This window comes from Methylobacterium sp. AC690, from assembly GCF_979256535.1.
Map to the genome: position 1 here is coordinate 98146 of NZ_CEEDOX010000007.1, position 25616 is coordinate 123761.

Below are 25616 nucleotides of genomic sequence, written 5' to 3' on the forward strand. Positions count from 1 at the left end.
ACGCTGGTGTTTCACAGTCTAGTATCACCGATCGGCGGATCGACCGGCCGGGAGTTCGTTGATGCATCGCCTCGTCGTCATTGGTTGCGCTGTGGTCGTGTCCATGGGCGTTGACCCAGTCCAGGCGGGCGGTGAGCCGACCGCCGCGTACAAGCGCCTGGTTCTACCGCCCCACATCGCTTATCGCGCCCCAGCCTACGTTGCTCGGCAGCGCCCGGTCGTCTTGATTCCGATCCGTCGCTTGCCGCGTTCCCTGGCATTGCCGCTCTACAACGAGCCGCCCCCGCGCTTTCAGGCGCTCTGACCGTATTCAGGTCTCCAGCTCGGTATCCCAGTAGAGATAGTCGAGCCAGGTGTGGTGATACTCCCGGTGATCGAACTCCGGCTGACGGCGGTGTAGTTCGTGCCGCGTCGGACGGTGCGGCTCGTGGAGCAGCGGCATGTCCGCTTCCGCCGGAGTGCGATTGGCCTTGCGCAGATTGCAGGGGGAACAGGCCGCAACGACGTTCTCCCAGCTCGATAGGCCGCCGCGGGACCGGGGCACCACATGGTCGAAGGTCAGGCCGCCCGCCGGAAGGCGCAAGCCGCAGTACTGGCACGAGAAAGTATCGCGCAGGTAGATGTTGTAGCGGGTAAAGGCCGGGCTACGCGCCAGCGTCACATAGCTCTTCAGGGCGACGACGCTGGGTACGCGCAGTGAGCGAGACGGGGACCGGGCCTCGACGTCGTAACTGGCTACGAGCGTCACTCGATCGAGGAACAACGCGGTGAAAGCGTCCTTCCAGCACCACAGGGAAAGCGGATTATAAGAGAGCGGCCGGTAATCCGCATTCAGGACGAGCGTTTGAAGATCCAGCATCGGCGCTACCCTCTCGACGGGTCAACGGAGGGACAACGCGCAGGAATCGGTGAGCGCGTCGTCCCAGGTTGGTGAAAGATCAAACATCTCCGCAACCCGGGGAGTCGTGACACAGCCGGGGATGGGGATAGGGACCAGCCGCTCCGAGAGAGCCGACGAAGGGCAGGGGTGCCGGTCTTTGGCCAAAAGCCGTCGCATCGGGCGAAAACGCCCGGTTCGTGGCGACGCTCATCGGCGCGGATGGTCGTCGCCACCTCCTCGCACGGGAACGAAAAGGCCAAGTCCATCGGCGCTTAGTCTAATATCAGCGTGACACGCTTGTGAAGGTCAACCCGGCTTCCCACGAGGTCGCGCCCACAGGTCGGCAGCCACGTCGGCTGACCGCCTGAATCTGCGGTACCGTCAGCCTTTCGCCCCATTGCTCGGCGATGGGGCTGTCCCTGGTCGCTCCCCGTCCTTCCGGGTTGCGCAGATTCTGCTCGTGCCGTTCAGGCATACGGGTTGCCAGCGGCCCAACGAGGCGAGGCGCGACGACGCGCCATGACCGCGCTATGGCTCAGCGCAAAAGGATCATCATGGGCGATTCCCCGACCGGCCAAACGACTTGCGGCATTCGAAGGGCGGCACTGATCGCCGCGTGGCTCGGCGTCTTGGTCTTGGCCCCCATGGGTGCCTTGGGGCAGGGCACGCCGACGGCACCGCCTGCCACGGTCCCTTCGAAAGCTGCCCCGGCCACTGCGCCGGCGGCTACCGCAGATGGCAAGCCCGCCTCAAAAGCGGTGGTACCGAAGCCGGCCGTGTCGGAGCAGATCCAGAACGTTCGCGATCAGCTCGACAGTGCCAAGGTCGATCTGGAGCAACGCGAAAAAATTCTGACCGGACCGCATGTGGGAAGCGGCGACCTGACCCGTGCCCGCGATGGCATCGAAGCCATTGCAGACAAGATCCGCCACGTCATCGACATCACCACCCCGCGCCTTGAGGCGGCTCGCGAACGGCTGACACAGCTCGGTCCGAAACCGAAGGAAGGGGAGGAGGGCGAGGACGTAGCGCGCGAGCGGACGGAGCGGGAGCACGCGGTCGCGGAGATCGACGAAACGCAGCGCCTCGCCCGCTCCCTGCTGGTTCAGAGTGACCAGATCGTCGATCAGGTCTCGAACCGCCGACGCGCAGCTTTCACCCGCGGCCTGTTCGAGCGCTCGACTGCCCTCGTCAGTCCAGATCTCTGGATGCGGATCGCAGCGGACATCCCACGCGACATACGCGCATTGCAGAGCGCCGTGGAGGATACGGCAGACCTGTTCGCCCGCAACGGCACCATCGGAAATCTGCTGCTGCTCGGGATCGCCTTCGGCATCTCGATTGCCCTGTATTTCGGGCGCCGCAACATCGCCCCGCGCCTCGGGCGGCGCGATGCCAAGGCCGTCGATCCCTCACAGCGCCGGAAGCTCCTGGCCGCTTGGCGGGTGTTCCTCCTTGGCACCATTCCGGCCTTCATCGGCAGCTACGCGGTCTATTACGCCCTCGACGCCACCGATCTCCTGCCCCTACGCCTGTTGCCAGTGGCGGGCGCCATCCTGGGCGGCCTCGCCTTCATCGCCTTCGTGGAGGCCCTGGCGGACGCTCTGCTCTCTCCCGACAAGCCGTCCTGGCGCGTTGCGACAATGAGCGACGCCGCCGCTGCGCGGGTGACCCGCCTGGCCGTCGGCATCGCCATCGTCATCACGGTGGTTAAGTCGATCGAGGCGCTGAATTCGGGTATCTCCGCGGCTCTGCCCATCTCCATCGCCACCCGCGGTATTGGCGCGCTCGCCACCGCGCTGATCCTCGCCATCGGACTGCACCGCTTCGCCGATTCGGCTGAGCAGGAGGAGGCGTGTTTCGGCCCCTACGTGGCCCCGGAAGCCACCACTGGGATCGGCGGCCCCGCGCGCCTTCTCGGCTGGGCGGCCGCGGTGGTCATCGCCATCGCTCCCATCGTCGGCTACGTGGCCTTCGCGGCCTTCGTCATCGATCAGCTCGTCTGGACGGCGGGGCTCTTCGTCCTGCTGTTCCTGCTGATTTCCAGCGCTGACACCTTCATCGGAGGGACGCTCGGGGACGATACCAAGATCGCCACCGCGCTCCAGGCCAATACCGGCCTGCGCAAACGCTCAATCAATCAGATTGCCGTGCTGGCGACCGGCCTTGCGCGGGTGGTGCTAGTCCTCGTTGCCGCGCTGCTCGCCCTAGCCCCCTGGGGCCTCGACTCGACCGACGTGTTCAGCTCGGTCCGCAGCGCCTTTTTCGGCTTCAAAGTCGGTGACGTGACGATTTCGCTCTCGACGATCGTTCTCGCCATTGGTCTCCTGCTCCTTGGCATGGCGGTGACGCGCGCGATTCAGCGCTGGCTCGAGCAGACCTACCTGCCGGCCACTGACCTCGACGCCGGCCTGCGCAACTCGATTTCGACGATTGCGGGTTATATCGGCTTCCTGCTCACTCTAGCGCTTGCATTTTCCTACCTAGGCCTTAGCCTGGAGAAGCTCACCATTGTGGCCGGTGCCCTCTCCGTCGGTATCGGTTTCGGCCTGCAATCCATCGTCAACAACTTCGTCTCTGGCTTGCTTCTCCTCTGGGAGCGCCCGATCCGCGTTGGCGATCAGGTCCTGATCGGGGACAGCGAAGGCATTGTAAAACGCATCTCGGTACGTTCGACCGAGATCCAGACCTTTGATCGCTCGGCCGTAATCGTACCGAACTCAAATTTGATTTCCGGTATCGTGAAGAACCGCGTCCGCGGCGATCGGACCGGCCGTGTCAGCATCACGGTCAGCGTTCTGCGCAACCAAGACCCCGTCCACGCAGCCGAACTCCTGATGCGCTGCGGTCAGGCCCAGCCGGACGTGCTGAAGGAACCGCCGCCCCGCGTCATCTTCCGCAAGATCGGCGATCCCTTCCTGGAATTCGAGCTGATCGTCATGATCGTCGACGTCAGTCTGGGCCTGAAAGTTCAGAACGATTTGAACCTTACGGTCTTTCAGACCTTGTCGCAGGCTGGAATGATCCCCGCTCTCGGGCCGGGGTCCAGCGTGGTCACCGTGCAAGGACTGGATTCCTTCCAAAGTGCCGTGGGGCAGATCGCCAGCGCGTTCACCCAACCGCAACGCTCTGGAGATCAAACCTCACCGCAGCGTGCCGAGGAGCGGTTCGACGAGGCCGAACCTATGCGCTCCGCGGAGGTGGCGAGGCGGCGCGCGGGGAGTTGAAGCGGTACGTAGGGAGATGGGGACGTGGGGCGTAGAACGGTACTGAGTTTTGGCACCGGCATGGCGGCGGCTGGTCTGACGCTGCTCGCGGGCTGCGCCACCCAGGAGCCTATCAACGCCACGCTTCCCAGCCTCTACTGGCCGATGACGACGCAGTCGGCGCAGGTCGATACGGCGACGGCCCGCGACATGATCTCGGCCTACCGCGCGCGAAACGGAGCAGGGCCGCTGCGCCTTGACGCCGAGTTGCAGAAGCTGGCCGAGACGGAAGCAGCCGCGATGGCCGCGGCCGACCGACCAAGCCGGGCTCAGACCGTCAAGAATGCAGTCGAGCGGCTCGGCTTCCAATCGGCGGAGGCTAATCTGTCGGCCGGTTACCACACGCTGGCCGAGGCGTTTTCAGGATGGCGTGACAGCCCGGCTCACAACGCCGCGATGCTGGCACCCGGTGTTCAGCGCATGGGCATCGCGACCGCCTACGCGCCTGGGTCAAAATACAAGGTTTACTGGGCGCTCCTGTTGGCCCGCTAGACGGCGTTTAAGGACGCCTATCCCGGCCGGATATTGGCTTTACCGTCAGACACGAAACTGTAGGCGCATCTTTGGAGGGGTTCCCGGACGGCTAGCGGACGGAAACTTCACCGTTGCGGATGACGCCGCCCGATCCGACCGGCCTTTGAGCCAAACTCTGCGCGCGGCGCATCCTCGGCGGCTCAGGGAAAATTCTTCATCCGAGGCGTCGGCGACGTTTCGCTGAGGAGGGTCACGGTCACTCGGCGGTTGGCCGGGAGGTAGGGATTATCTGGAAACAGGGGCTCCGTGTCGGCTTTCCCGGTTACGGCTGCGAAACGGTCATCGGGAACGCCGCTGCCGGCCAGAATTTCGCGGACGCTGATCGCGCGGTTGGCCGAGAGCTCCCAAGGTGGAGCCGGAGGTCGCGTTCCGGGTCTCTCCGTCGCGGTGTAGCCCGTGATGGCGATACGATTGGGCATCTTGCGCAGAGTTCCGGCGACCCGCTCCAAGAGGCGTCGGGTACGGGCATTGGGCCGACTCGATCCATCGGGAAACATTGAAGCGCCGTCCTGATCGACAATCGAGACGTCGATCCCGCGCTGCGAGGGAGCGACGATGATGTTCTTCGATAGCTCGGCGACCTCGGGCATGTCTTGTAACGCCTGCCGCAGGCTTGCTGCGGCAAGACCGGCACCGTCCGGGTAGCCCTTGTCCGGCATACCCTCGTCAACGTTGCCATCGACCGCAGGTGGGGTGGTGTGATCGGTAGCGAGGTCAGGGGGAATGTCGCGTTTGTACTTGACCTTGTCGGCGTGGGCGAGGCCGTCCTTCTCGATAATGCCAGCAAAGCGCGACTCCTTGTTGACGCCGAATGCGTCTCGCATGGAGCCGGCCACCGCCTGCATCTTCTTCTGGTCCTGGGTCGAATAGGCGGCAATCATCACGAAAAAACTCATGAGAAGTGCCATCAGGTCGGCGAAGGTCACGAACCACCCGTGGCCACCATGCGCGCCGCCGCGCTTCTTCTTAGCCATCTGCGTCGTCGCGCGTGATGTGGGTGCACGCCATTACGCCGGCTCGGCCACGAGTTCGTCGCGGTGGTTGTGCGGCAGATAAGCGATCAGCATCTCGCGAACCAGTGACGAGCTCTTGGCGTCGCGGATCAGGAGGATCCCGTCGATGATGAGTGAGCGCGACACATCCTCCTCCTCCAGCTTCACGTGGAGTTTGTCGGCAAGCGGCAGGGTGATCATGTTGGCGATCAGGGCACCGTAGAGCGTGGCGAGGAGGGCGGTCGCCATGGCCGGGCCGAGCTTCGAGGGGTCCGACATGTTGGCGAACATCGTCACCATGCCCAAGATGGTTCCAATCATGCCCCATGCGGGGGCGCAGTCTCCGAAGGCGCGGTAGATCTTCGAGCCTTCGTCGAGGTGCATCAGGAAGTTGTCGCGGTCGCGCTCCATCGTGTCCCGGATGAACTCGCGGTCATAGCCATCGGCGATGTAGCGCGCGCCCTGGGCCAGGAAGGGATCGGAGATCTCCATGTTCTCCAGCGCCATCGGGCCGGATTTCCGCACCACATCAGCGATCTTGGTGATCTCCTCAATGAGGTCGCGGGGCTTGATGGCGCGCATCGAGAAGGCATAGCGCAAGCCCATCGGCAGCCCGTGCATCATCGTCGAAAAGGGGAAGCGCATCATGGTGGCGGCGGTGGCCCCACCGAAGATCACGATGACGGCGTGCTTATCGAAATAGGCGGCGAAGTTGCCGCCATCGATCATGATCAGGACGAAGACGACGCCGAAGCCGCCGACGAGGCCGATACCGGTTGCGAGATCCATGATCACTCGAGCCTGGGCGGCTGCCCGCATGCCGCGTTGGCGCCACAGGACGAGGCGCCGTCCCCACCGTTACGGATTCAGGTTGAACGAACCGTAAAAACCCTGGCCAAACGCTACGCGATCGCGTCATGCACCGTTCAGGGAGGCCACGACATAAGGCACTGAGCGCCAAAGGTTTGGCCGCCTCTGCCGGGAAGCGTCGTCGCAACCCGGTCCGGCATCGGAGCACACGGTATCATGTCGTTGGTTCGTCTCTACGCGCGAGTCATGGGTCTTCTGGGCACCGACCGCCGCTTGGCCGCTGTCCTGGCCTGCGCGAACGTGGCCCTGGCGGTAGCAGCCTTCGCCGAGCCGCTGCTGATGGGCCGCATCATCGACCAACTGACGCATCTCAAGAGCAGCACCAACGCCTTCACCACGCTGGCCCCGCTGATCGGCGCCTGGGTGGGCTTCGGCCTGTTCACGATCGCCGCCGGCGTCACGATCGCGCTGCATGCGGACCGGCTTGCCCACCGCAACCGCTTGTCGGCCATGGCGAATTACTTCGAGCACGTGTTGGAACTGCCACTCGCTTTCCACTCGTCGAACCATTCGGGTCGGGTTCTCAAGGCGATGCTGGAGGGCTCGAATGGCATGTTCTGGCTCTGGCTCGGCTTCTTCCGTGATCACTTCGTGGCCTTTGTCTCGCTCATTGTCCTCCTGCCGATGACCCTGTTCGTGAACTGGCAGCTCGGCTCGATCCTCGTCGTGCTCGTCCTGGCGTTCACGGCCCTGACCACGATGGTCATGCGTCGCACCGAGACCCTCCAGGGGCGGGTAGAGGCCTATCAGTCGGGTCTGGCCGAACACGCCTCGGATGCCCTCGGCAACGTCGCGGTCATCCAGTCCTTCACGCGCGCCAAGGCCGAGAAGGACGCGATGCACGACATCATCCGCAACCTGCTCGCTGCGCAGATCCCGGTCCTGTCTTGGTGGGCGCTTGCAAACGTGGCCACGCGCGCCTCGGCGACTCTGACGATGACCGCGATCTTCATCACCGGCATCGCCCTGCACCAGCACGGTCAGGCCAGCGTCGGCGAGGTCGTAGCCTTCATGAGCCTTGCGACCATGCTGGTTTCACGTCTTGACCAGGTTGCCACCTGCATCAACGGCCTGTTCCAGCAGATGCCCAAGATCGACGAATTCTTCGAGATCCTTGACACGACGCCGGCGGTTCATGACCGCCCGGGCGCCCAGCAGGTCGCGCGGTTCGACGGCGAAGTGGCTTTCGAAGGTGTCGGCTTCTCCTACAACGCCCGCCGCAAGGCCTTGGAGGATGTCTCCTTCATCGCGCGGGCTGGCGAAACCGTCGCTCTCGTCGGCACCACCGGTTCGGGAAAGTCGACGACGCTCGGCCTTCTCCACCGCGCCTTCGACCCCGACCACGGCGCAATCCGCATCGATGGCACCGATATCCGCGACATCGGCCTGTCGTCGCTGCGCCACAACATCGGTGTGGTGTTCCAGGAGCCGATGCTGTTCGCCCGCTCGATCCGCGAGAACCTGCAGGTCGGCCGCCCCGACGCCACCGATGCCGAGATGCTCGACGCCCTCGAGCGGGCTCAGGCCAGCGAATTCATGGCCCGCCAAGCGGATGGCCTCGACACGGTGATTGGCGAGCGCGGACGCTCGCTCTCTGGCGGCGAGCGCCAGCGCCTCTCGATCGCCCGCGCGCTCCTGAAGAACCCGCCGGTGCTGATCCTTGACGAGGCTACATCCGCCCTTGATGCCACCACCGAGCGCAAGCTGCAGGGTGCCTTGGAGGCCGTGATGGAGGGCCGAACCACCTTCGTCATCGCCCACCGTTTGGCGACGATCCGTAACGCCGACCGTATCCTCGTCTTCCACGAGGGCCGGATCGTCGAATCGGGTAGCTTCGACGATCTGGTCGCGCAGAACGGACGTTTTGCCGATCTCGCCCGAGCTCAGTTCATGGCGAGCGCCGAGCCAGAGGGTATGCCGCTCGCAGCCTGATCCACGCGACGCAAGTCAACAAGAGCAGCCCTCATCCGGCACTCGGGTGAGGGCTTTTTCTTTGAGGACAAGGCCTTCGGCAAAGACTTGGAAGAGATAGACCCACGCCGCCATTGCGATCGGACGGCCGTCAGGTACGGTCCGATACCACCCAATGCGGTGCAGGCGATCAATCCGCCGCAGACAGCGCCGCATCTTCCGCCCAGACCCGGAATCTTGTCAGGCGGTTCGATCCGAAGGTGTGGGTCAGGGGTACGTCCGCCGCATCGCGCCCGCGTGCCACTAGGATCCGGCCCCGACGAGGGGCATTGTTGCGCGGGTCGAAGACGTGCCAGGCGCCGCCGAGGTAGACCTCGGTCCAGGCGGCAAAATCGCCTGGAGCATGCGGTTCAGGCTCTCCGATGAAGCTGAGATAGCCAGTGCAGTACCGAGTCGGGATATTCAGGGCCCGGCAAAAGGCGACGAACAGGTGAGCATAGTCGCGGCATACACCGCGCCGACTCGCGAAGGCGTCGGCAGCGGTGCGGTCGACGTGGGCATACCCGTAGCCGAAGGTGATGTGGTCGTGGACGAAGTCGCAGATCGCCTGCACGCGCGACCACCCGGGGTCAAGGTCGCCGAACAGTCCCCAGGCCTCGTTCGAAAGCAGGTCGGATTCGCAATAGCGGCTCGCCACGAGGAACGGCAAAGCCTCTTCTGGTAGATCCTCGACCGCGTGCTCCTCGGCTTCCGGCACGACTGGATCCAGGGCGCCGTCATCCTCAGTTTCGGCATGAACGCTGAGGGTCAGGGCGCCCCCGGGAGCTACGAAGCGCACGGTCCGATTGCCGAAGACATCTCGGAAGGTCCGCAGGGGCAGCGGCGGATCGAGGGTGAGCACGTCCGGCGGTACGGCAGCCAAGCCGTTCGACGGATAGGAGTTCAGGCGGGCGATCACGGGCGTCGGCTGAGGGAAGTCATAGCCCATCTCGCAACCGAACCTAATTCGCATCGAAGCTCCCCCGGGCCGCCCGCCGCGCCGCCGCCTGCGCCCTCACTGCCCGCGCTCGGACCGAGACACTAGGCCGCCAGGGTCACAGACGGATGTCATCGCGCGCCCTGCGCGCAGATGAAGCAGTGCAGGTTCAGAGCCCCCGGGCCCGCGCCTGCTTCTCCTGCATCCGCGCCTGAAGCCGCACGCGTCGCGCTGCAATGACGGTGCCATTGATCTCACCGCCGAACAGGAACATCGCGGCTAGCCAATAGAGGAACACGAGGAACACCATCGCGGTGGCAAGGCCACCATAGGTGGAGGCGTAGGCGTTGGAGAAGCGGTCCAGGTAGTAGCCGAACCCGAGGCCGGCCAGAAACCACAGCAGCAACGTCACCGCGATCCCGGGAACCACTGCCAAGACGGAGCGACGCCCTGTTGCCACAAACTTATGAGCGATCACCAGCACGGTGAGGAGCAGGAAGGCCGTGATACCGATCCGTCCGATCGCGACGGTCAAGCTGAGGGGCTCGAGCCCCGGTGCCACGTTGATGACTTTGCGCCAGATCAGCGGGCCCAGCACTACAAGGAGCGCAAAGGCCAGCATCGCGAAGGCGCCGCAGACGACGTAACCGATAGATTCGAGACGCGTCAGCCACCAGGGCCGCACCTCGCGCAGGCCGTAGGCGCGATTCAACCCGACGCGCAGGCTCTCCACACCCGAGGATGAGAAGTACAGCGCCAAAAGCGCGCCGAGAGTGAGCACGCCGCCGCGTTGCTCGGTCAGCACCCGGTGCACCTCGTTGACGATGGGTTTGGCCACCTCGCGCGGCCAGGCATCGAAGATGAGGACGCTGGCTTCGTCGGCGAGCGATTTCGTCCCGAACAGGCCGGCCAAGGCTGCGAGCAGGATCAGAAACGGAAACAGCGCGGTCAGACTCGAGAGAGCGATGTGGCTGGCGATGGCCCAGCCGTCATGGGCGACGAAGCGCAGGGCGGCGACGCCTGCGATCTCGAAAGGCTTGCGGAGACGTCTCACGGGGCGGGGGGTCGTCCTCGAACGGGGCAGGCGGGTAGGCGTGTCTTCTAAACGCAACGCAGCCTGTTCGCGCAACGTACCGTGCGTGACCCAGCGCCGTACCCGCTTGAATTCGACGCGGCCGTGTGATGCGTGGCTGCCATCATGCCCGCTCCCGCTCCGTTCCTCGTTCCCGCCCTTTTCGTTTTGATCTGGGCGACGGGCTTCGTCGCGGCCCGCTTCGTGGCTCCCCATGCCGAGGCCTTCACCTTCGTGGCAATCCGCGTGGTCGCAGTCGCGCTCGTGCTGGGGGGCCTCGCTCTCGTGCTCCGCGCACGCTGGCCGCGTGGCCGAGCCGGCTGGCTCCATGCCGCGTTTGCGGGCGTGTTGATGCAGGGGATCTACGTCATCGGCGTGTTCTGGTCGGTGCAGCATGGTTTGCCGGCGGGCATCGCCGCCCTGGTCGGCAGCTTTCAGCCCCTGTTGACTGCGACCCTGGCGGGGCCCGCCCTCGGAGAGACCGTGAGCCGGCGACGTTGGTTCGGCATCGCGACCGGTTTCGCCGGTGCGCTCTTCGTCCTGTTGCCGAAGATCGGCGCATCGGATTCGGCCGGCATCCCGGTCGCGGCTCTGGCTGCCTGCCTCTTCGCGATGGCGGCGATGACGGGTGGCACCCTCTTGCAGAAGCGATACGGGGCCGGAGGGGACCTCCTCAGCAACGCCGCCATTCAGTTCGTGGGAGCCGCTCTCCTTGCCGTACCGGTCGCCCTCATCTTCGGCACCGGTGGCTTCGATGCGTCCACCTCCCTGTGGCTCGGCCTCGCTTGGTCGGTCCTCGTCAACTCCGTCGGAGGTATCCTGCTGCTGCTCTTGCTGATCCGTCGCGGCGCGGTGGCGGGGGTCGCCGCGCTGCTGTTCCTCGTCCCGCCAGTCTCAGCGGCGATGGCCTACGCACTGTTCGGCGAGGCACTTGCGCCGATCCAGATGGGCGGCATGGTCATCGCCACTCTGGGCGTGGCGCTCGCCAGCCAGGGGTGATCGACGGGTTCGGAGATCGACTTTTTCTTTGAGAAACATCTCAATAAAATTCATCATCCCTCGAATAGCAAAGAGAAATCACGGCTTTTCGGCTTGGCGCATAATGAATTCAGGCGGGATAGTGCCGCAGTGCGGCGAGACGCCTCTACAGGCGCAGCAAACCTGCCTATAATGAACTACAAACCCCCATTCTTTTGCCAGCGAGCTTACCATGTCAGCCTCCCCCGTCGTCTCGACCGAACCGCAGGATCTCGTGACCCTGGCCCGTGATGCGGCCGAGGCCGCGAAGGGTCTTGTCGCCGAGGCCACGCGGCGCGTGCGCGCCACGATCCTGTCGGACGAGGGCAAGATCTCGGCCGAGAAGATGGAGATGCAGCAGCACGCCACGCATGGCCTCGCCTGGATCGCAACCTACGCCGAGGGCGTGCGGGAGCTCGGGGCCTACGGCCAGCGCCTCACGGACAGCGGGGAGTTCGGCGAGACCGAGAGCCTCCTGGTCCGGATCGGCCTCGGCGAGTACCTCGATCAAATGTTCTCCGGTATCCCGATGAGCCAGGGCGAGATGGTGCGACCCACCGGCTCCCTGGGCCTGGGCGCGCGCGAGGTCGCCAAGTTCCGTACCGAGGCGGTGGAGACCCTGATCGCCGAAGGCAACACCCCCGAGAACCGCGCCGCCCTCGTGGCCCGCATCCGCGACAATGGCGGCGCGGCCACCATCGGCAAGTCCGGCCTCGACGAGGACATGGAAGCGATCCGCTCCGAAATGCGCCGCTTCGGCCTTGCCGAGGTCGTGCCACATGCTCACGAGTGGCACAGCCAGAACGCCTACATCCCGATGGAGATCGTCACCAAGATGGCCGAACTCGGCGTCTTCGGCCTGACGATTCCCGAGGAGTACGGCGGCATGGGCCTGCCGAAGATCTCGATGTGCGTGGTCTCCGAGGAATTGTCGCGCGCCTATATCGGTGTCGGTTCCCTCGGAACCCGTTCGGAGATCGCCGCCGAGCTGATCCTGTGCGGCGGCACCGAGGAGCAGAAGCACCGCTTCCTGCCCGGCATCGCTTCGGGCGACACCCTGCCCACCGCCGTGTTCACCGAGCCGAACACCGGCTCCGATCTCGCGAGCCTGCGCACCAAGGCCGTCAGGGACGGCGATGTCTGGAAGATCTCGGGCAACAAGACCTGGATCACGCACCCCGTGCGCGCCGACATCATGACCTGCCTCGTGCGCACCAAGCCGGAGGAGAAGGGCCACAAGGGCCTGTCGCTCCTCATCGCCGAGAAGCCGCGCGGCACCGATGCCGAGCCGTTCCCGGTCCAGGGGCTGTCCGGCGGCGAGATCCACGTGCTCGGCTACCGCGGCATGAAGGAATACGAGCTCGCCTTCGACAACTTCGAGGTCCCGGCTGCCAACCTGCTCGGCGAGGTCGAGGGCAAGGGCTTCGCCCAGCTGATGCAGACCTTCGAATCGGCGCGTATCCAGACGGCAGCCCGCGCCATCGGCGTGGCGCAGAACGCCCTCGACCTCGGCCTGCGCTACGCCGAGGAGCGGGTGCAGTTCGGCAAGGCCCTGATCAACTTCCCCCGCGTGGCCGACAAGATCGCCATGATGGCGGTGGAGATCAACATCGCCCGGCAGCTGACCTACTTCTCGGCCCGGGAGAAGGACGAGGGCAAGCGCTGCGACCTCGAGGCCGGCATGGCCAAGCTCCTGGGCGCCCGTGTCGCCTGGGCGGCGGCCGACAATGCCCTGCAGATTCATGGTGGTAACGGCTTCGCGCTGGAATACGCGGTGAGCCGCGTGCTCTGCGACGCCCGCATCCTGTCGATCTTCGAGGGGGCCGCCGAGATCCAGGCCCAGGTCATCGCGCGCCGCCTGCTCGAAGCCGCCTGAGCCGCGAGGACCGGCACCGCGTTGCGAGGCCGATGACGCGAGACCGCCGGGGCGATCCGATCGCCCCGGCGGTCTGGTATTCAAACAGGGTGTCGTCGAGGTCGCGCTACTTCGTGATCTTGACCGACACGGGGTCGCTCGACGGGAAGGTCTCCTCCAGGGCCTCGTCGAGGCGCTCGTCGAGTTCGCCCTTCTGATTCTCGGGACGGTTCCTGTCGGATCCTTTCGGGGCTGCCTGGCCCGTGGTGGAGATGATGTCGGTCTCCGGCGTCTTCTGGTGATCGGCCATCCTGGGCACTCCTTCGGTTCGTAGGTCCGCGCCTGCGTCGGCACATCGTCCGGGACAACGCCGCGGGCGCGTCCGGTTTCCATGGACGCGCCGGGATCCGCCCTCAGGGGGCTGCCGGGATCTGCGTCCGGGTCGTGGCCCGGTCGGGGCGGGCGGGCGCCGTCCGGGCCTCCCGCAGGACGAAGTCGTAGACCTGCATCAGGCGGTCGAGATGCGCATCCGACGTCAGGGGTGAGGCCCAGTAGCGTTCGTAGGCCGCCCGGCTCATGCGCTCGGCGAGCGCATCGTCGGAGAGCCGGACGAGGTGCGCCGCGAGGGAATCCGGGTCGCCCGAGCGGAACCAGAAGCCGGTCTCGCCATCCTCCACCGCCTCCCGGCCGGCGCAGGCATCGCTGACGATCACGGGCGCGCCGCAGGCGAGGGCCTCGTACACCGTGAGGGGCTGGCCCTCGTACCAGACGCTGGGAAAGACCAGGGCTCGGGCCCGTCGCATCAGGGCCTGGACGCCGGCCTCGTCGCGCCAGCCCAGCATCACCGCCTCCGGATACCGGGCCGAGAGATCGGCGCGGGCCGGCCCGTCCCCGACGAAGACCGGCCGGATTCCGGCGCGGCGGGCCGCCTCGGCGAAGATCGGCGCGCCCTTCTCGGTGGAGATGCGCCCGACGAACAGGAATTCGCCCGGCGGCCCCGAGCGGAGAGGGGCCTTGTCCACCGCGATGGGGTTGTCGACCCGGTGGAAGCGGGTCGCGCTCGGAAGATGCGGGGCGACCACCCGTTCCTGCAGGGCGCTGAGCGTGACGACGTGCGGGAACAGCGCCTTGAGGCCGGCCACATGCTCGAGGCCGAGGTGGCGCACCACCCGCAGCAGCTTGCGCGGGTAGCTGCGGGCATCGCAGTTCGTGCTCAGGCAGCCCAGGGACATCGGCGTGCGGTGGCAGATCCGGGCGGCCGGATACTCGTAGAAGCCGCCATTCGGGCAGACGAGGAAGAACTCGTGCATCGTGTAGAGCAGCGCCAGACCGGACGCCGCGAGGCTGCGCCCGATCGAGGGCGAGAGCGCCTTGGCGAAGGCATGGACGTGGACGACGGTGTCGCGCGGGTCGAGGCCCTGCAACGCCGTGGCCAGGCGCCGGGCGGCCGGACGGTTCCAGATCGCCTGGGCGGCGAAGGCGAGCTTGTTCGTCGTCGTGCCGATATCGTCCTGACCGAGGCAGACCACGCGGATTCCGGCCGCCTCCAGGCGCGGATCGGCGGGACCGACCGCGGCGAACACCGTGACGCTGTGGCCCCGCGCGCGCAGGCCGAGCGCGGAATCCAGGGCCACCTTGGCCTGTCCGCCATTGATGAAGGCATGGTCCACGACGAGGACGAGGTGCATGGTGGACAGTCCCGGCCAACGACAAGGTCTTCGCCGATCTTTACCGAACGTACGTTGATCGCCGGTAAATCCGATCTCTTGCGGTGGTCGTCGGACGACCCGCTTCGAATTCCTCGGGCCTCGACACAGTCTCGGACCTCACATGCAGATCGTCGTGTTGGCGGAGTTCGCGGTGGCGAGCGGCGGCGCCGAGAAGGTGGCCGTCGAATCGGCACGCGGCCTCGCCGAGGCCGGACTCGACGTGACCTACATCCAGGCCATCGACGGTCCGGTGGATGCCCTGCTGGCGCATCCCCGCATCCGTCGAATCGGCCTCGGCAACACCGACATCTGGCAGCGTCCGACGCATCGCGCCGCGCTCACCGGGCTCTGGGACGCGGAGGCCGCGGCCCGTCTCGGAGCCGCCCTCGACGCGTTGCCGGTGCGGCCGGACCTGATTCATCTCCATCAATGGACGCGCAGCCTGTCGCCGAGCGTCTTCCCGGCCCTGTTCGCGCGCAACCTGCCCGTCGTCACGACCCTGCACGACTACTTTCTCGCCTGCCCGAACGGCGTCTATTATCGCTTCGATCAGGCAGAACCCTGCGCGCTGAAGCCGCTCTCGGCCGCCTGCATCGCAGCGCCCTGCGACGGCCGGAGCCGGCTCCACAAGCTGGTCCGCGTCGGACGCTCGGTCTCCCTGCGCGCCGCCCTGAAGCGCCGGCGTCTCGACGTCATTCACGTCTGCGACGCGAGCGTGGCGCGCATGGGGGCGCTCCTGGAGGGCCTTTCGGTCACCCATCACCGGGTCGACAACCCGGTGGGCGTCACGAAGCAGGGGCCGGCCGATCCGGCCCGGGGCGATGCCCTGGCCTATGTCGGCCGCCTGACCCGCGAGAAGGGCGTCGACCTCGTCGCGGACGCCGCCCAGGCCGCCGGGCTTCCGGCCCTGTTCGTCGGCACCGGTCCCCTGGAGAACGAACTGCGTGGGCGCCCCGGGGTCGAACTCGTCGGCTGGCAGACGCCGGAGGCGGTCTGGGCGCTGCTGCGCCGCCGGGCCCGGGCGATCGCTGCGCCGTCACGCTGGTACGAGACCGGGCCGCTGACGGTCTACGAATCCCTGGCCCACGGCATCCCGGTCCTGGCCTCGAACCGCTCCGGCGCTTCCGAGAAAGTCCTCGATGGGGTGAACGGTTATTCCGTTTCTCCGGAGCCTGAGGCCTGGGCGCGGGCTGCCGCCACGCTCCACGACGACGCCCTTACGGCCCGTCTCGGCGCCGCCGCGCATGCCCGCTACTGGGCGAGCCCGATGACGCTCGGGGCTCACAGCGATGCGCTGATCGCGGTCTACGAGCGCATCCTCGCGACGCGGGCCGTCGCGCCGGAGCACGCGCGGGCCATCGCCCCGGCGGCTTGAAGACGGCGCCGAAACTTGGCAAAATTCTGCAACTTTCGAGATCCGTGATCTTGACGCAGATGTTGCACCGCAACATAAGTCTCTCGCACTGCATTGAATGAGTCGATGCACAGTGGAGAGAAGCCAGATGAACGGTCAGACCTTCGAGATCCCCGCCGAGATGCGCGCTTTCGCCGAGAAGGGCGTCGATCAGGCCCGTACGGCCGTGAGCAGCTTCATCGGAACGGCCGTCAAGACGGCCGAGCAGATGCAGACCACGTCGAAGTCGGTGCAGGAATCCTTGCAGACCGTCGTCGCGAAGGGTCTCGACCAGGTTCAGGAGAACGCCGCCGCGACGTTCGACTTCGCGCAGAAGCTGGTCCGGACCCGCGACGTCCGCGAGGCGATGGCGTTGCAGGCCGAATTCATCCGCAGCCAGATCGCCAACCTGCAGGCGCAGGCCAAGGATCTGGGCGCCGTGGCCCAGAACACCCTTCGCCCCTCGGCCTGAGCCCGGCCTCGGACTCGCGACCCGCGGACGTCGCCGTCCGCATCGTTGGGATTCGCGGACGTCGCCGTCCGCATCGCGGGAATCCGCGGACGTCGCCGTCCGCATCACGGGAATCCGCGGACGTCGCCGTCCGCATCACGGGGCGCCGGCCGTGTGCGCGGCGCCCCGCAGACATCCCGCCGATTCGGGCTATTCTTCCCCTGACGTCGTTCGTCCCCCGAAGCGGCAAGGAGACACAAAGCCATGGCCAGACGGCGCAGAACGCCCTCCAAAGCTCAGGACCGAGCCGGAACGCTGCCGCAGACCGCGGCCAGCCAGGAAGATGGGCCGATGAACACCGACATCGCACAGGCTGTCGCGGTTGGTGATCCGAAGGAGTCATCGGGACCGGAATCCTCGGGACAGGAATCCTCGGGACAGGAATCCTCGGGACAGGAATCCTCGGGACAGGACTTCTCGCAGACGGAATCCCCGGGATCGGAACACGGGCGGAACGTCCATGACGCGCTCCTCGAAGGTGTGTCCCCGGGCGCGCTGGCGACGGCGAGCGACAGCGATGGCGAGCCATCCCCCGTCGTGACCGCGTCCGCTCCGGCCGCGACCGAGACCCCGGACCGCGTCGCGGATCTCACCGTGGTCCCGGAGGAGACGGCGGCACCGGCCGCGGGCGTGCGGGAAACGCTCGAGGCCGCGACCGACGCCGTCGAGACCGTCGTTCGGACCCTGCCCGCGACCATGGCCGAGCCCCTGCCGGCGGCGATGTCCGCCCGCGAAGGCTCCCCGGCTTCGTTCGGCACGAGCGCCGAACGCGCCCTGTCGCCACGGATCTCCGAAGGGCGGATCTCCGGGGTGCGGATCTCCGGGGTGCTGGGCGAACTCGGTGAGGTGAACACCACCGTGCTCAGCTACCTGCGCGGCGAGGGCGCTGCGGCTCTGGCCCACTGGCAGGCCCTCTCGGGGGCCAAGAATCCGGCCGATGCCATCCGCCTCCAGGTCAGCGAGATGCAGCGCGCGGCCGACGCGTCGCTCAGCTGCTTCGCGGCCCTCGCCAGGCGCGCCAGCCGGTTCACCGGCACGATCGGCCGGCGCTGACACATCCGGTGCCGGCGCCCCTCGCGCCGGCGGCCCGACCCGTCTAGATATCCCGGAATCCGTCGCGGCGCCGTCCCAGACCGGGGCAGGGCGCCGCGCCCTCGTTCCGGGAGTTTCCATGCCGCGCACGTCCCTCATGCCGCGCACCCTCCTTCTGCTCGTCCCGCTGCTGACCGCGACGCTCGCCGCCGCGCCTGCCACGGCGCAGATGATGAAGTCGCCGGCTGCCCCCGAGCCAGGCACGCCCGACAAGGTCGTCCCCCTCGCCAAGGGCCAGGTGCAGCTCTCCTTCGCCCCCGTGGTGAAGCGGGCCGCCCCCTCCGTGGTGAACGTCTACGCCTCGCACGTGGACACGCGGGGCCAGAGCCGCAGCGCCATGGACGAGTTCATGCGGCGCTTCTTCGGCGACAATGGCGGGGGCCGCGGGCGCGGCGGCGCGCCGGGCGAACGCGCCCAGAAATCCCTCGGCTCCGGGGTGATCGTCGATGAATCCGGCCTCGTCATCACCAACAACCACGTCATCGAGAACATGAACGAGGTGCGCATCGCGCTCGCCGACCGGCGCGAGTTCGAGGCCACCATCGTGCTGCGCGACCCCCGCACCGATCTCGCCGTGGTCAAGATCAAGAGCCCGTCCGGCGGGCTGATCCCGATGGCCTTCGGCGATTCCGAGTCCCTCGAGGTCGGCGACTTCGTGATGGCGATCGGCAATCCGTTCGGGGTCGGCCAGACGGTGACGCAGGGCATCGTCTCGGCGCTGGCGCGCACGCAGGTCGGCTCCTCCGACTATCAGTTCTTCATCCAGACCGATGCGGCCATCAATCCGGGCAATTCCGGTGGTGCCCTGGTCAACCTCCAGGGCCAGCTGGTCGGGATCAACACCGCGATCTACTCGCAATCGGGCGGCAGCCACGGCATCGGCTTCGCCATTCCCGCCAGCATGGTCCGCGCCGTGGTGGAGACCGCCAAGGGTGGAGCCACCGCCGTGCGGCGCCCCTGGCTCGGCGCGCGCGTGCAGAGCGTGACGCCCGATATCGCCGAGAGCATGGGCCTCGATCATCCCACCGGCGTGCTGGTGGCCAGCCTCCAGGCCAAGAGCCCGGCGGAGGAGGCCGGCCTCAAGCGCGGCGACCTCATCCTCACGGTGGACGGCAAGAGCGTCGACGATCCGGAAGCCTTCGGCTACCGCTTCGCCCTGAAGGGGCTCAGCGGCCAAACCCAGTTCGGCATCCTGCGCGGCACCGGACGCTCCAGCGTCTCGGTGAAGCTCAGCCCCGCGCCGGAGACGCGTCCGCGCGAGACCCTCAAGGTGCGGACCCGCTCGCCCTTCCTGGGCGCCACCCTGATGAACACGTCACCCGCCGTGGCGGAGGAGCTGCAGGCCGATTTCCCCGCGGACGGCGTCGCGGTCGCCAGCGTCGACGAGGGCTCGATCGCCGCGCGGGCCGGCCTGCAGAAGGGCGACATGATCGTGGCCATCAACGGCATGCCCGTCGCCACCACGAAGGACCTCGAGCGGATCACCCGCAACAGCCTCAACATGTGGGAGGTTTCGATCAACCGCGGCGGCGAGGTCATGACCTCGATGTTCGGGGGCTAGCACGTTCGAAGCGCGCCGCCTCACGCCAGCCGCTTGCCTCGGCGAGCGCAAGACGCTAACTACAACCTAAAGTTGAGATCGGTGCGTCGCTTCTCGGACGCCGGATGCCGGAGATGGGCGTGTCACTCAGGCTGCCCTCGAACGTCACGGCGGAACGCGCCGCTCATATCCTCCACGGGGACACGAACGGGGGCGGCCACTCGCCGCGAACCGGACATCCCGGAAAGTCGCACTTTCCAGGATCATGGTCGGATCAGACGATCCTTGATAAGATCTCCGAGATCGCGCTGGATCCGACGCTTCCCAAGCGGCCGAGTTACCAGGGCCGCCTGATTGTCGAAGGGGTGCGATCGGGTGTTCGGGTCAGGGTGGTCGTCGACCGGAACGGCCGGGTCATCACGGGATTTCCTCTCTAGACAGGTTGGTGCTCCGTCATGAGCGACGCCCTTCAGCCAAAAGCCGCGATTCTCGCCGGGATCCTCCAGGCCATCGAGAGCGAACTGGGCGACCACGATGCGACGGACATCCGCTCGTTCATCGCGGCGGGCGAGCTCGGTCTGGCGGCTGATACGCTCTTCTCGGCGATCGCCGCGCACGACATCAGGCTCGACGAGACGGTGATCGCGCAACTCGCCGCCGTGGAAGACCTCTACAACACCTTCGGCGACCTCGATCCCGAAGTGTCCGGGGAGGTGCTGCGGCACGAGCAACGGCCATCGTCCCTTCGCCTGTAGTCGACCCTCATCCGAAGTCCGTTTCCAGCGGGTGTTTCGGACGAAGGCGGAGCACCGCGCAGCGACATGCGCCGGATCGTTGGTGACAGGTGCGAAGGCTCGGTTGCTAAGCGGCGTCACCCGCGTCTTTGATGCGCCGATGTCCGATCTGTTCGCCTCGGCCGGCTTGGCAAACGCCGCCCCCCGCCCCCTCGCCGATGCCCTGCGTCCGAAAACCCTGGCGGAGGTCGTCGGGCAGGAGCACCTGACCGGGCCCGACGGGGCCCTGACCCGGCTCCTCAACGCCCGCTCCTTCGGCTCGCTGGTGTTCTGGGGGCCCCCGGGCACCGGCAAGACCACCGTGGCGCGGCTGCTGGCGCACGAGACCGACCTGCATTTCGAGCAGATCTCGGCGATCTTCTCGGGCATCGCCGAACTCCGGAAGGTGTTCGACGCGGCGCGCGGGCGCCGGGCCATGGGGCGGGGCACCCTGCTCTTCGTCGACGAGATCCACCGCTTCAACCGGGCGCAGCTCGACGCCTTCCTGCCCGTGATGGAGGACGGCACGGTGACGCTGGTCGGCGCCACCACGGAGAACCCCTCCTTCGAGCTGAACGCCGCACTCCTGTCGCGCGCCCGCGTCCTCCTGTTCCGCGCGCTCGACGACGCGGCCATCGCCAAGCTGCTGCTGCGGGCGGAGGCCCTGACCGGGCAACCGCTTCCCCTCGACGCGGAGGCGCGGGGCGTTCTGGTCCGCATGGCCGACGGGGACGGGCGCGCCGCGCTGACCCTGGCCGAGGAGGTCTGGCGCTCGGCCAAGCCCGGCGAGATCTTCGATGCCGAACAGCTGCAGGCGATCATCCAGCGGCGGGCGCCGATCTACGACAAGTCCCATGAGGGGCACTACAACCTCATCAGCGCCCTGCATAAGACGGTGCGCGGCTCCGACCCGGACGCGGCGCTCTACTATCTCTGCCGGATGCTCGATGGCGGCGAGGACCGCCTGTTCATCGCCCGCCGCCTCGTGCGCATGGCGGTGGAGGATATCGGGCTGGCCGACCCGCAGGCCCTGGTGGTGGCGACCGCCGCCAAGGACGCCTTCGACTTCCTCGGCTCGCCGGAGGGGGAACTGGCGCTCGCCCAGGTGACGGTCTACCTCGCCTGCGCCCCGAAATCGAACGCGGTCTACAACGCCTACAAGGCCGCGACGCGGATCGCGAAGGAACACGGCTCGCTGCCGCCGCCCCGCACCATCCTCAACGGCTCGACGAAGCTGATGCGGAAGATCGGCTATGGCGAGGGCTATCGCTACGATCACGACGAGCCCGACGCCTTCTCGGGCCAGGATTACTGGCCGGAGAAGCTCGGGCGCCAGCGTGTCTACGCGCCCACGGATCGCGGCATGGAGCAGCGCTACACCGAGCGGCTGGCCCATTGGGAGGCCTTGCGCCGGCAGCGACGCACCGACGAGGCCTGACCCTCCCGTCCCGCCCGCCGAAGGTCCGCGAACCCCGCGCGCCGGCGGCGGGAGCCTAGTCGTCCGCGCCGAGGCGGAGATGAAAGCCGTCCCGGATGGCGCTCGGGACCGGTCCGGTGAACTCCGCCGCCTCGCCCAGGCGCAGGGCGAAGGCCGTCTCGTTGGTCAGGATCGGCGTCGCGGCGACGGGCGGCATCGCCTGCGCCAGACAGGTGCCGAGGCCGATGGCCGCGGCGACCTGCGCGCCGATCCAGGGAAGGAGCTTGCGGAGGAGGGGATTGGGCTGCGACCCGGTGGTGGTTGCGTCCAAATTCGCCAGCGGCGTATCCAAGACCAAGGTCGCCCCGGGGACCGCGCCGTTCGGCGCCAGCGGGAATTCGCTGAAGTCGAACACAGCGGAGTCGTGGCTCTGCGGAAAGGGCAAGGTATCCATATCGCTCAGACTGGATCGATTCCGCTAACATCGTCTTAACTGCTTCGACCCGCGGCGAATCTGCACCGGCACGCAGGAAAGCAAATCTCGCGAGGGACAAGTCTTGCGAGGACCAAGTCTTGCGCGGTGTGCGCTACCCAGCGCCGGCCGGGCCTCGGGACGAGGCGATCGCGCGCGCCGGCCTTGCAACCTGGGGGCCGCCATGGTGGGATTCGCGCCGCGGGCCGTCCGGCGCGTGACGCCCCAGACCCGTTTTCCCGCGGCCGGCCGGCACCGTGTCGTGCCCACGCCTCGCTCCGACAGGACCCTCCGAGTCAGCATGCAGGCCTACGCGATCCTCTCCGCCCGCTTCGCGCGCCTCGGCGCCCTCGGTGACGCCGCAGGGCTTCTCCACTGGGACCGCCAGACGCTGATGCCCGCCGGGGCGGCCGACATGCGGGCCGAGCAGCTCGCGCACCTCGCGGTCATCGGCCACGAGATCCTGACGGCCGCCGAGACCGGCGACCTGATCGCCCGGTCCCTGGACGACGCCGCGAGCCTCGGGCCGTGGGAACGGGCGAACCTGCGTGAGATGCGCCGGGCCTATCTCCACGCCGCCGCGGTCCCGGCCGATCTCGTCGCCGCGAGCTCGAAGGCGTCCTCGCACTCGGGCATGATCTGGCGCGAGGCGCGGGCGCGCGCCGATTTCGCGATGCTGGCGCCGGCATTGGGCGAGACCCTGCGGCTGCAGCGGGAGGTCGGCGTGGCGAAGGGCTCCGCCCTCGGCCTCGATCCGTACGACGCCCTTCTCGACGGCTACGATCCCGGGATGCGCCGCGGGACGATCGACCCGCTGTTCGCCCAGCTGCGCGCCGCGTTGCCGGACCTGATCGCGGCGGCCCACGCGCGCCAGGCGCGGGAGCCGGCCCCGCTGCCGCTGACCGGCCCATTTCCGGTGGCGGGTCAGAAGGCGGTCGGCGAACGGCTGATGCGCGCCGTCGGCTTCGATTTCGAGCGGGGCAGGCTCGATGTCAGCCTTCACCCCTTCTGCGGCGGCGCCACGGACGATGTGCGGATCACCACCCGCTACGATGACGCCGATGCCACCAGCGCCCTGATGGGCGTGCTGCACGAGACCGGCCACGCCCTCTACGAACAGGGCCTGCCCGCCGCGTGGCATCACCAGCCGGTGGGGACGGCCCGCGGCATGACCCTGCATGAGAGCCAGTCGCTGCTGGTGGAGATGCAGGCATGCCGCTCGGAGGCGTTCTGCGCCTATCTCGCGCCGATCCTGGCGGAGGCCTTCGGCCGGGAAGGCCCCGCCTGGAGCGCCCGGAACCTGTACCGGTGCTACACGCGGGTGGCGCCGGGCTTCATCCGGGTGGATGCGGACGAGGTCACCTATCCGGCCCACATCCTCCTGCGCTACGCCCTCGAGACCGCGATGATCGCGGGCGATCTCGCCGTCTCCGACCTGCCCGGCGCCTTCAACGACGGCCTGCACGATCTCCTCGGCCTCACCGTCCCCGACGACCGGCAGGGCTGCCTCCAGGACATCCACTGGCCGAGCGGAAGCTTCGGCTACTTCCCGACCTACACCCTCGGCGCGATGGCGGCGGCGCAGCTGTTCCGCGCGGCGCGGGAACAGGTGCCGAGCGTCCCGGCCGATCTGACCCGCGGCGATTTCACGGCCCTGCGCGGTTGGCTGCGCGACGCCGTCCACGCCCGCGGCTCCCTGCTCGAGACCGATGACCTGCTCACCGCCGCCACCGGCAAACCCCTCGGCGCGCAAGACTTCATGGATCACCTGCGGCTCCGGTATCTCGGCGAGGGGGCGGTCTGAGGATCCGCACCGCCGCTGCGGGCTGCCCGAACGCGTGGCGATCTCGCGTGGGGTCGACAAGTCGGGCGGTCCAAGAGTCAGGCGGTCGAAAAGTCGCGCGGTCCAACCGTTGCAGCGCGGCGCGATCCGCCCCGGCCCGGGGCTCCGCGCGTGCAGGATGGTGGACCGGAAGCGGGTCAGCCTGTAGGCCGACGGCCCCTTACCTCAGCGGACCTGATGTCCGGAGATCCTCATGGCGGCCTGCGGCCTCGATTTCGGCACCTCGAACACCACCCTTGGCCTCGTCACCGGACAGCGCCCGCAGCTCGTGCCCCTGGAGGGGCGCCACGTCACGATCCCCAGCGCGATCTTCTTCCCACCGGGGCAGGCGCCCTTCGTCGGTCGCGCCGCCATGGCCGAGTACCTCGAGGGCACGCCGGGCCGGTTGATGCGGAGCCTCAAGTCGGTGCTGGGCTCGTCCCTCCTGGAGGAGACGACCCCGGTCGGGCGCGAGCGCATCAAGTTCCGCGACGTCATCGCGCGCTACCTCGCAGCCGTAAAGACGCGGGCGGAGGCTGAGGCGGGCCGCGCCCTCGACACGGTCGTCCACGGCCGGCCGGTTCACTTCGTCGACGGTGATCCGGAGGGCGATGCCCGCGCCGAGGACGCCCTTCGCGCGATCGCCACCGGCATCGGCTTCCGCCACGTCTCGTTCCAGTTCGAGCCGATCGCGGCCGCCCTCGATTACGAGCAGCAGGTCCGCGCGGAGGAGATCGCCCTCATCGCGGATATCGGCGGTGGCACCTCGGACTTCTCCATCGTGCGCCTCTCGCCGGAGCGTCATGCGCGGCCCGATCGCAGCGGCGATATCCTGGCCAACGATGGGGTGCGCATCGGCGGGACCGACTTCGACCGTCGGTTGAGCCTCGGCACGGTGATGCCGCTGCTCGGCCTCGGCAGCCCGATGACGCGGGGCGATATCGACGTCCCCACGGGCTATTTCCACGACCTCGCCACCTGGTCGAGCATCAACCGGCTCTACAATGCCAAGACCCTGCGCGAGATCGAGGAGGTTCGCCGCGACGCGCAGCGTCCCGACCTGCTGGCGCGGCTGCACACCGTCGTCGAAGCCGAGCGCGGGCATTCCCTGGCGATGGAGGTGGAAGGCGCCAAGATCGCGACCTCGGAAGCGGGCCAGGGCCGGATCGACCTGGACTGGGTCGAGGCGGGCCTCGAGGCCGAGATCGACCGGCAGGGCCTCATGGTCCAGACGGACGCGCTCGCGCGACGGATCGCCGAGCGGATCGAAAGGTGCCTCGCGCAGGCCGGCCTGACGGCCGACCGGATCGACGCCCTGTTCCTCACCGGGGGCTCCACCGGCCTGCCGCATGTCCGCGCCGCCCTGACCGCCGGCGTCCCGAACGCCCGGGTGGTCGATGGCGACACCTTCGGCTCCGTGGGCACCGGGCTGACCCTCGAAGCGGCGCGACGCGCAGCCTGACGCCGCCGGGAAGGCCCGAAACATCGGCGCGAACGGGCGACACGCGCCGTGC

Annotated in this window: 23 protein-coding genes; 15 read left to right on the forward strand and 8 right to left on the reverse strand. The window is 67.6% G+C overall.

Going from position 1 to position 25616, the window contains the following annotated elements; translation table 11 throughout:
• The first annotated feature begins 61 nt into the window (after window positions 1-61).
• Window positions 62-304 (forward strand): hypothetical protein, encoded by a 243-nt coding sequence (locus tag AC0IY1_RS10065; protein WP_471769265.1) that lies wholly within the window; start codon window positions 62-64, stop codon window positions 302-304.
• A 6-nt stretch (window positions 305-310) separates the two neighbouring features.
• Here the strand turns inward: AC0IY1_RS10065 and AC0IY1_RS10070 are convergent, their stop codons facing one another.
• Window positions 311-859 (reverse strand): HNH endonuclease, encoded by a 549-nt coding sequence (locus AC0IY1_RS10070; protein ID WP_055950293.1) that lies wholly within the window; start codon window positions 857-859, stop codon window positions 311-313.
• A gap of 551 nt (window positions 860-1410) precedes the next feature.
• On the opposite strand from AC0IY1_RS10070, the gene AC0IY1_RS10075 reads away from it, so the two are divergent.
• Window positions 1411-4107 (forward strand): DUF3772 domain-containing protein, encoded by a 2697-nt coding sequence (locus tag AC0IY1_RS10075; RefSeq protein WP_471769267.1) that lies wholly within the window; start codon window positions 1411-1413, stop codon window positions 4105-4107.
• 60 nt (window positions 4108-4167) lie between these two features.
• Window positions 4168-4638: a CAP domain-containing protein gene (locus tag AC0IY1_RS10080; protein ID WP_471769434.1), complete on the forward strand. Its 471-nt coding sequence runs from the start codon at window positions 4168-4170 to the stop codon at window positions 4636-4638.
• A gap of 182 nt (window positions 4639-4820) precedes the next feature.
• On the opposite strand, the gene AC0IY1_RS10085 is transcribed toward AC0IY1_RS10080, so the two are convergent.
• Entirely contained in the window at window positions 4821-5654 is an 834-nt protein-coding gene (locus tag AC0IY1_RS10085) for an OmpA/MotB family protein (RefSeq protein ID WP_471769269.1), read from the reverse strand.
• A gap of 33 nt (window positions 5655-5687) precedes the next feature.
• Complete coding sequence (locus tag AC0IY1_RS10090; protein WP_055950305.1) at window positions 5688-6461, reverse strand: motility protein A; 774 nt, start codon at window positions 6459-6461, stop codon at window positions 5688-5690.
• Window positions 6462-6698: 237 nt separating this feature from the next.
• Here AC0IY1_RS10090 and AC0IY1_RS10095 point away from each other — a divergent pair, with 237 nt between their 5' ends.
• Window positions 6699-8474 (forward strand): glucan ABC transporter ATP-binding protein/ permease, encoded by a 1776-nt coding sequence (locus AC0IY1_RS10095; RefSeq protein WP_471769270.1) that lies wholly within the window; start codon window positions 6699-6701, stop codon window positions 8472-8474.
• Window positions 8475-8643: 169 nt separating this feature from the next.
• Here AC0IY1_RS10095 and AC0IY1_RS10100 read toward each other — a convergent pair whose 3' ends face one another.
• Together AC0IY1_RS10100 and AC0IY1_RS10105 are read right to left on the reverse strand one after the other, a co-directional pair.
• Window positions 8644-9465, reverse strand: a complete 822-nt coding sequence (locus AC0IY1_RS10100) for a transglutaminase-like domain-containing protein (RefSeq protein ID WP_471769272.1) — start codon at window positions 9463-9465, stop codon at window positions 8644-8646.
• A gap of 133 nt (window positions 9466-9598) precedes the next feature.
• Entirely contained in the window at window positions 9599-10483 is an 885-nt protein-coding gene (locus AC0IY1_RS10105) for a YihY/virulence factor BrkB family protein (protein WP_055950316.1), read from the reverse strand.
• Between the two features lie 144 nt (window positions 10484-10627).
• Between AC0IY1_RS10105 and AC0IY1_RS10110 the strand changes: the two genes are divergently transcribed.
• Together AC0IY1_RS10110 and AC0IY1_RS10115 are read left to right on the forward strand one after the other, a co-directional pair.
• A complete protein-coding gene (locus tag AC0IY1_RS10110; protein ID WP_471769274.1) occupies window positions 10628-11500 on the forward strand; it encodes a DMT family transporter in 873 nt (290 codons plus the stop codon).
• A 211-nt stretch (window positions 11501-11711) separates the two neighbouring features.
• On the forward strand, window positions 11712-13394 hold the full coding sequence (locus AC0IY1_RS10115) for an acyl-CoA dehydrogenase family protein (protein ID WP_471769276.1): 1683 nt from the start codon (window positions 11712-11714) through the stop codon (window positions 13392-13394).
• A gap of 106 nt (window positions 13395-13500) precedes the next feature.
• Here the strand turns inward: AC0IY1_RS10115 and AC0IY1_RS10120 are convergent, their stop codons facing one another.
• Entirely contained in the window at window positions 13501-13683 is a 183-nt protein-coding gene (locus AC0IY1_RS10120) for a hypothetical protein (RefSeq protein ID WP_055950325.1), read from the reverse strand.
• Between the two features lie 103 nt (window positions 13684-13786).
• Window positions 13787-15061: a glycosyltransferase family 4 protein gene (locus AC0IY1_RS10125; RefSeq protein ID WP_471769278.1), complete on the reverse strand. Its 1275-nt coding sequence runs from the start codon at window positions 15059-15061 to the stop codon at window positions 13787-13789.
• Between the two features lie 142 nt (window positions 15062-15203).
• Here AC0IY1_RS10125 and AC0IY1_RS10130 point away from each other — a divergent pair, with 142 nt between their 5' ends.
• The 7 genes from AC0IY1_RS10130 to AC0IY1_RS10160 all read left to right on the forward strand — a co-directional run bounded on the left by AC0IY1_RS10130 (window position 15204) and on the right by AC0IY1_RS10160 (window position 21829).
• Window positions 15204-16457, forward strand: coding sequence for a glycosyltransferase (locus AC0IY1_RS10130; protein WP_471769280.1), 1254 nt, complete (start codon window positions 15204-15206; stop codon window positions 16455-16457).
• A gap of 127 nt (window positions 16458-16584) precedes the next feature.
• Window positions 16585-16947 (forward strand): phasin, encoded by a 363-nt coding sequence (locus AC0IY1_RS10135; protein ID WP_103709973.1) that lies wholly within the window; start codon window positions 16585-16587, stop codon window positions 16945-16947.
• 330 nt (window positions 16948-17277) lie between these two features.
• Window positions 17278-18039: a hypothetical protein gene (locus AC0IY1_RS10140; protein WP_471769282.1), complete on the forward strand. Its 762-nt coding sequence runs from the start codon at window positions 17278-17280 to the stop codon at window positions 18037-18039.
• A gap of 136 nt (window positions 18040-18175) precedes the next feature.
• Entirely contained in the window at window positions 18176-19639 is a 1464-nt protein-coding gene (locus tag AC0IY1_RS10145; RefSeq protein WP_471769436.1) for a Do family serine endopeptidase, read from the forward strand.
• 113 nt (window positions 19640-19752) lie between these two features.
• Window positions 19753-20055, forward strand: a complete 303-nt coding sequence (locus tag AC0IY1_RS10150) for an EndoU domain-containing protein (RefSeq protein WP_471769284.1) — start codon at window positions 19753-19755, stop codon at window positions 20053-20055.
• A gap of 18 nt (window positions 20056-20073) precedes the next feature.
• Window positions 20074-20373: a hypothetical protein gene (locus AC0IY1_RS10155; protein ID WP_471769286.1), complete on the forward strand. Its 300-nt coding sequence runs from the start codon at window positions 20074-20076 to the stop codon at window positions 20371-20373.
• A 139-nt stretch (window positions 20374-20512) separates the two neighbouring features.
• Window positions 20513-21829 (forward strand): replication-associated recombination protein A, encoded by a 1317-nt coding sequence (locus tag AC0IY1_RS10160; RefSeq protein ID WP_471769287.1) that lies wholly within the window; start codon window positions 20513-20515, stop codon window positions 21827-21829.
• Window positions 21830-21884: 55 nt separating this feature from the next.
• On the opposite strand, the gene AC0IY1_RS10165 is transcribed toward AC0IY1_RS10160, so the two are convergent.
• On the reverse strand, window positions 21885-22262 hold the full coding sequence (locus AC0IY1_RS10165) for a hypothetical protein (RefSeq protein ID WP_471769289.1): 378 nt from the start codon (window positions 22260-22262) through the stop codon (window positions 21885-21887).
• A gap of 319 nt (window positions 22263-22581) precedes the next feature.
• On the opposite strand from AC0IY1_RS10165, the gene AC0IY1_RS10170 reads away from it, so the two are divergent.
• Together AC0IY1_RS10170 and AC0IY1_RS10175 are read left to right on the forward strand one after the other, a co-directional pair.
• Complete coding sequence (locus AC0IY1_RS10170) at window positions 22582-24084, forward strand: carboxypeptidase M32 (protein WP_471769291.1); 1503 nt, start codon at window positions 22582-22584, stop codon at window positions 24082-24084.
• Window positions 24085-24316: 232 nt separating this feature from the next.
• The gene (locus tag AC0IY1_RS10175) at window positions 24317-25564 is read left to right on the forward strand and encodes an Hsp70 family protein (protein WP_055950348.1); all 1248 of its coding nucleotides are present in this window, start codon (window positions 24317-24319) and stop codon (window positions 25562-25564) included.
• Window positions 25565-25616 lie beyond the last annotated feature (52 nt).

Coding starts and splice junctions, on each gene's coding strand:
- AC0IY1_RS10150 (WP_471769284.1), top strand. CDS start 19,753: ATGGGCGTGTCACTCAGGCTGCCCTCGAACGTCACGGCGGAACGCGCC.
- AC0IY1_RS10080 (WP_471769434.1), top strand. CDS start 4,168: ATGGCGGCGGCTGGTCTGACGCTGCTCGCGGGCTGCGCCACCCAGGAG.
- AC0IY1_RS10085 (WP_471769269.1), bottom strand. CDS start 5,654: ATGGCTAAGAAGAAGCGCGGCGGCGCGCATGGTGGCCACGGGTGGTTC.
- AC0IY1_RS10145 (WP_471769436.1), top strand. CDS start 18,176: ATGCCGCGCACCCTCCTTCTGCTCGTCCCGCTGCTGACCGCGACGCTC.
- AC0IY1_RS10160 (WP_471769287.1), top strand. CDS start 20,513: ATGTCCGATCTGTTCGCCTCGGCCGGCTTGGCAAACGCCGCCCCCCGC.
- AC0IY1_RS10110 (WP_471769274.1), top strand. CDS start 10,628: ATGCCCGCTCCCGCTCCGTTCCTCGTTCCCGCCCTTTTCGTTTTGATC.
- AC0IY1_RS10070 (WP_055950293.1), bottom strand. CDS start 859: ATGCTGGATCTTCAAACGCTCGTCCTGAATGCGGATTACCGGCCGCTC.
- AC0IY1_RS10095 (WP_471769270.1), top strand. CDS start 6,699: ATGTCGTTGGTTCGTCTCTACGCGCGAGTCATGGGTCTTCTGGGCACC.
- AC0IY1_RS10165 (WP_471769289.1), bottom strand. CDS start 22,262: ATGGATACCTTGCCCTTTCCGCAGAGCCACGACTCCGCTGTGTTCGAC.
- AC0IY1_RS10175 (WP_055950348.1), top strand. CDS start 24,317: ATGGCGGCCTGCGGCCTCGATTTCGGCACCTCGAACACCACCCTTGGC.
- AC0IY1_RS10065 (WP_471769265.1), top strand. CDS start 62: ATGCATCGCCTCGTCGTCATTGGTTGCGCTGTGGTCGTGTCCATGGGC.
- AC0IY1_RS10120 (WP_055950325.1), bottom strand. CDS start 13,683: ATGGCCGATCACCAGAAGACGCCGGAGACCGACATCATCTCCACCACG.
- AC0IY1_RS10130 (WP_471769280.1), top strand. CDS start 15,204: ATGCAGATCGTCGTGTTGGCGGAGTTCGCGGTGGCGAGCGGCGGCGCC.
- AC0IY1_RS10135 (WP_103709973.1), top strand. CDS start 16,585: ATGAACGGTCAGACCTTCGAGATCCCCGCCGAGATGCGCGCTTTCGCC.
- AC0IY1_RS10125 (WP_471769278.1), bottom strand. CDS start 15,061: ATGCACCTCGTCCTCGTCGTGGACCATGCCTTCATCAATGGCGGACAG.
- AC0IY1_RS10115 (WP_471769276.1), top strand. CDS start 11,712: ATGTCAGCCTCCCCCGTCGTCTCGACCGAACCGCAGGATCTCGTGACC.
- AC0IY1_RS10170 (WP_471769291.1), top strand. CDS start 22,582: ATGCAGGCCTACGCGATCCTCTCCGCCCGCTTCGCGCGCCTCGGCGCC.
- AC0IY1_RS10155 (WP_471769286.1), top strand. CDS start 20,074: ATGAGCGACGCCCTTCAGCCAAAAGCCGCGATTCTCGCCGGGATCCTC.
- AC0IY1_RS10100 (WP_471769272.1), bottom strand. CDS start 9,465: ATGCGAATTAGGTTCGGTTGCGAGATGGGCTATGACTTCCCTCAGCCG.
- AC0IY1_RS10075 (WP_471769267.1), top strand. CDS start 1,411: ATGGCTCAGCGCAAAAGGATCATCATGGGCGATTCCCCGACCGGCCAA.
- AC0IY1_RS10140 (WP_471769282.1), top strand. CDS start 17,278: ATGAACACCGACATCGCACAGGCTGTCGCGGTTGGTGATCCGAAGGAG.
- AC0IY1_RS10090 (WP_055950305.1), bottom strand. CDS start 6,461: ATGGATCTCGCAACCGGTATCGGCCTCGTCGGCGGCTTCGGCGTCGTC.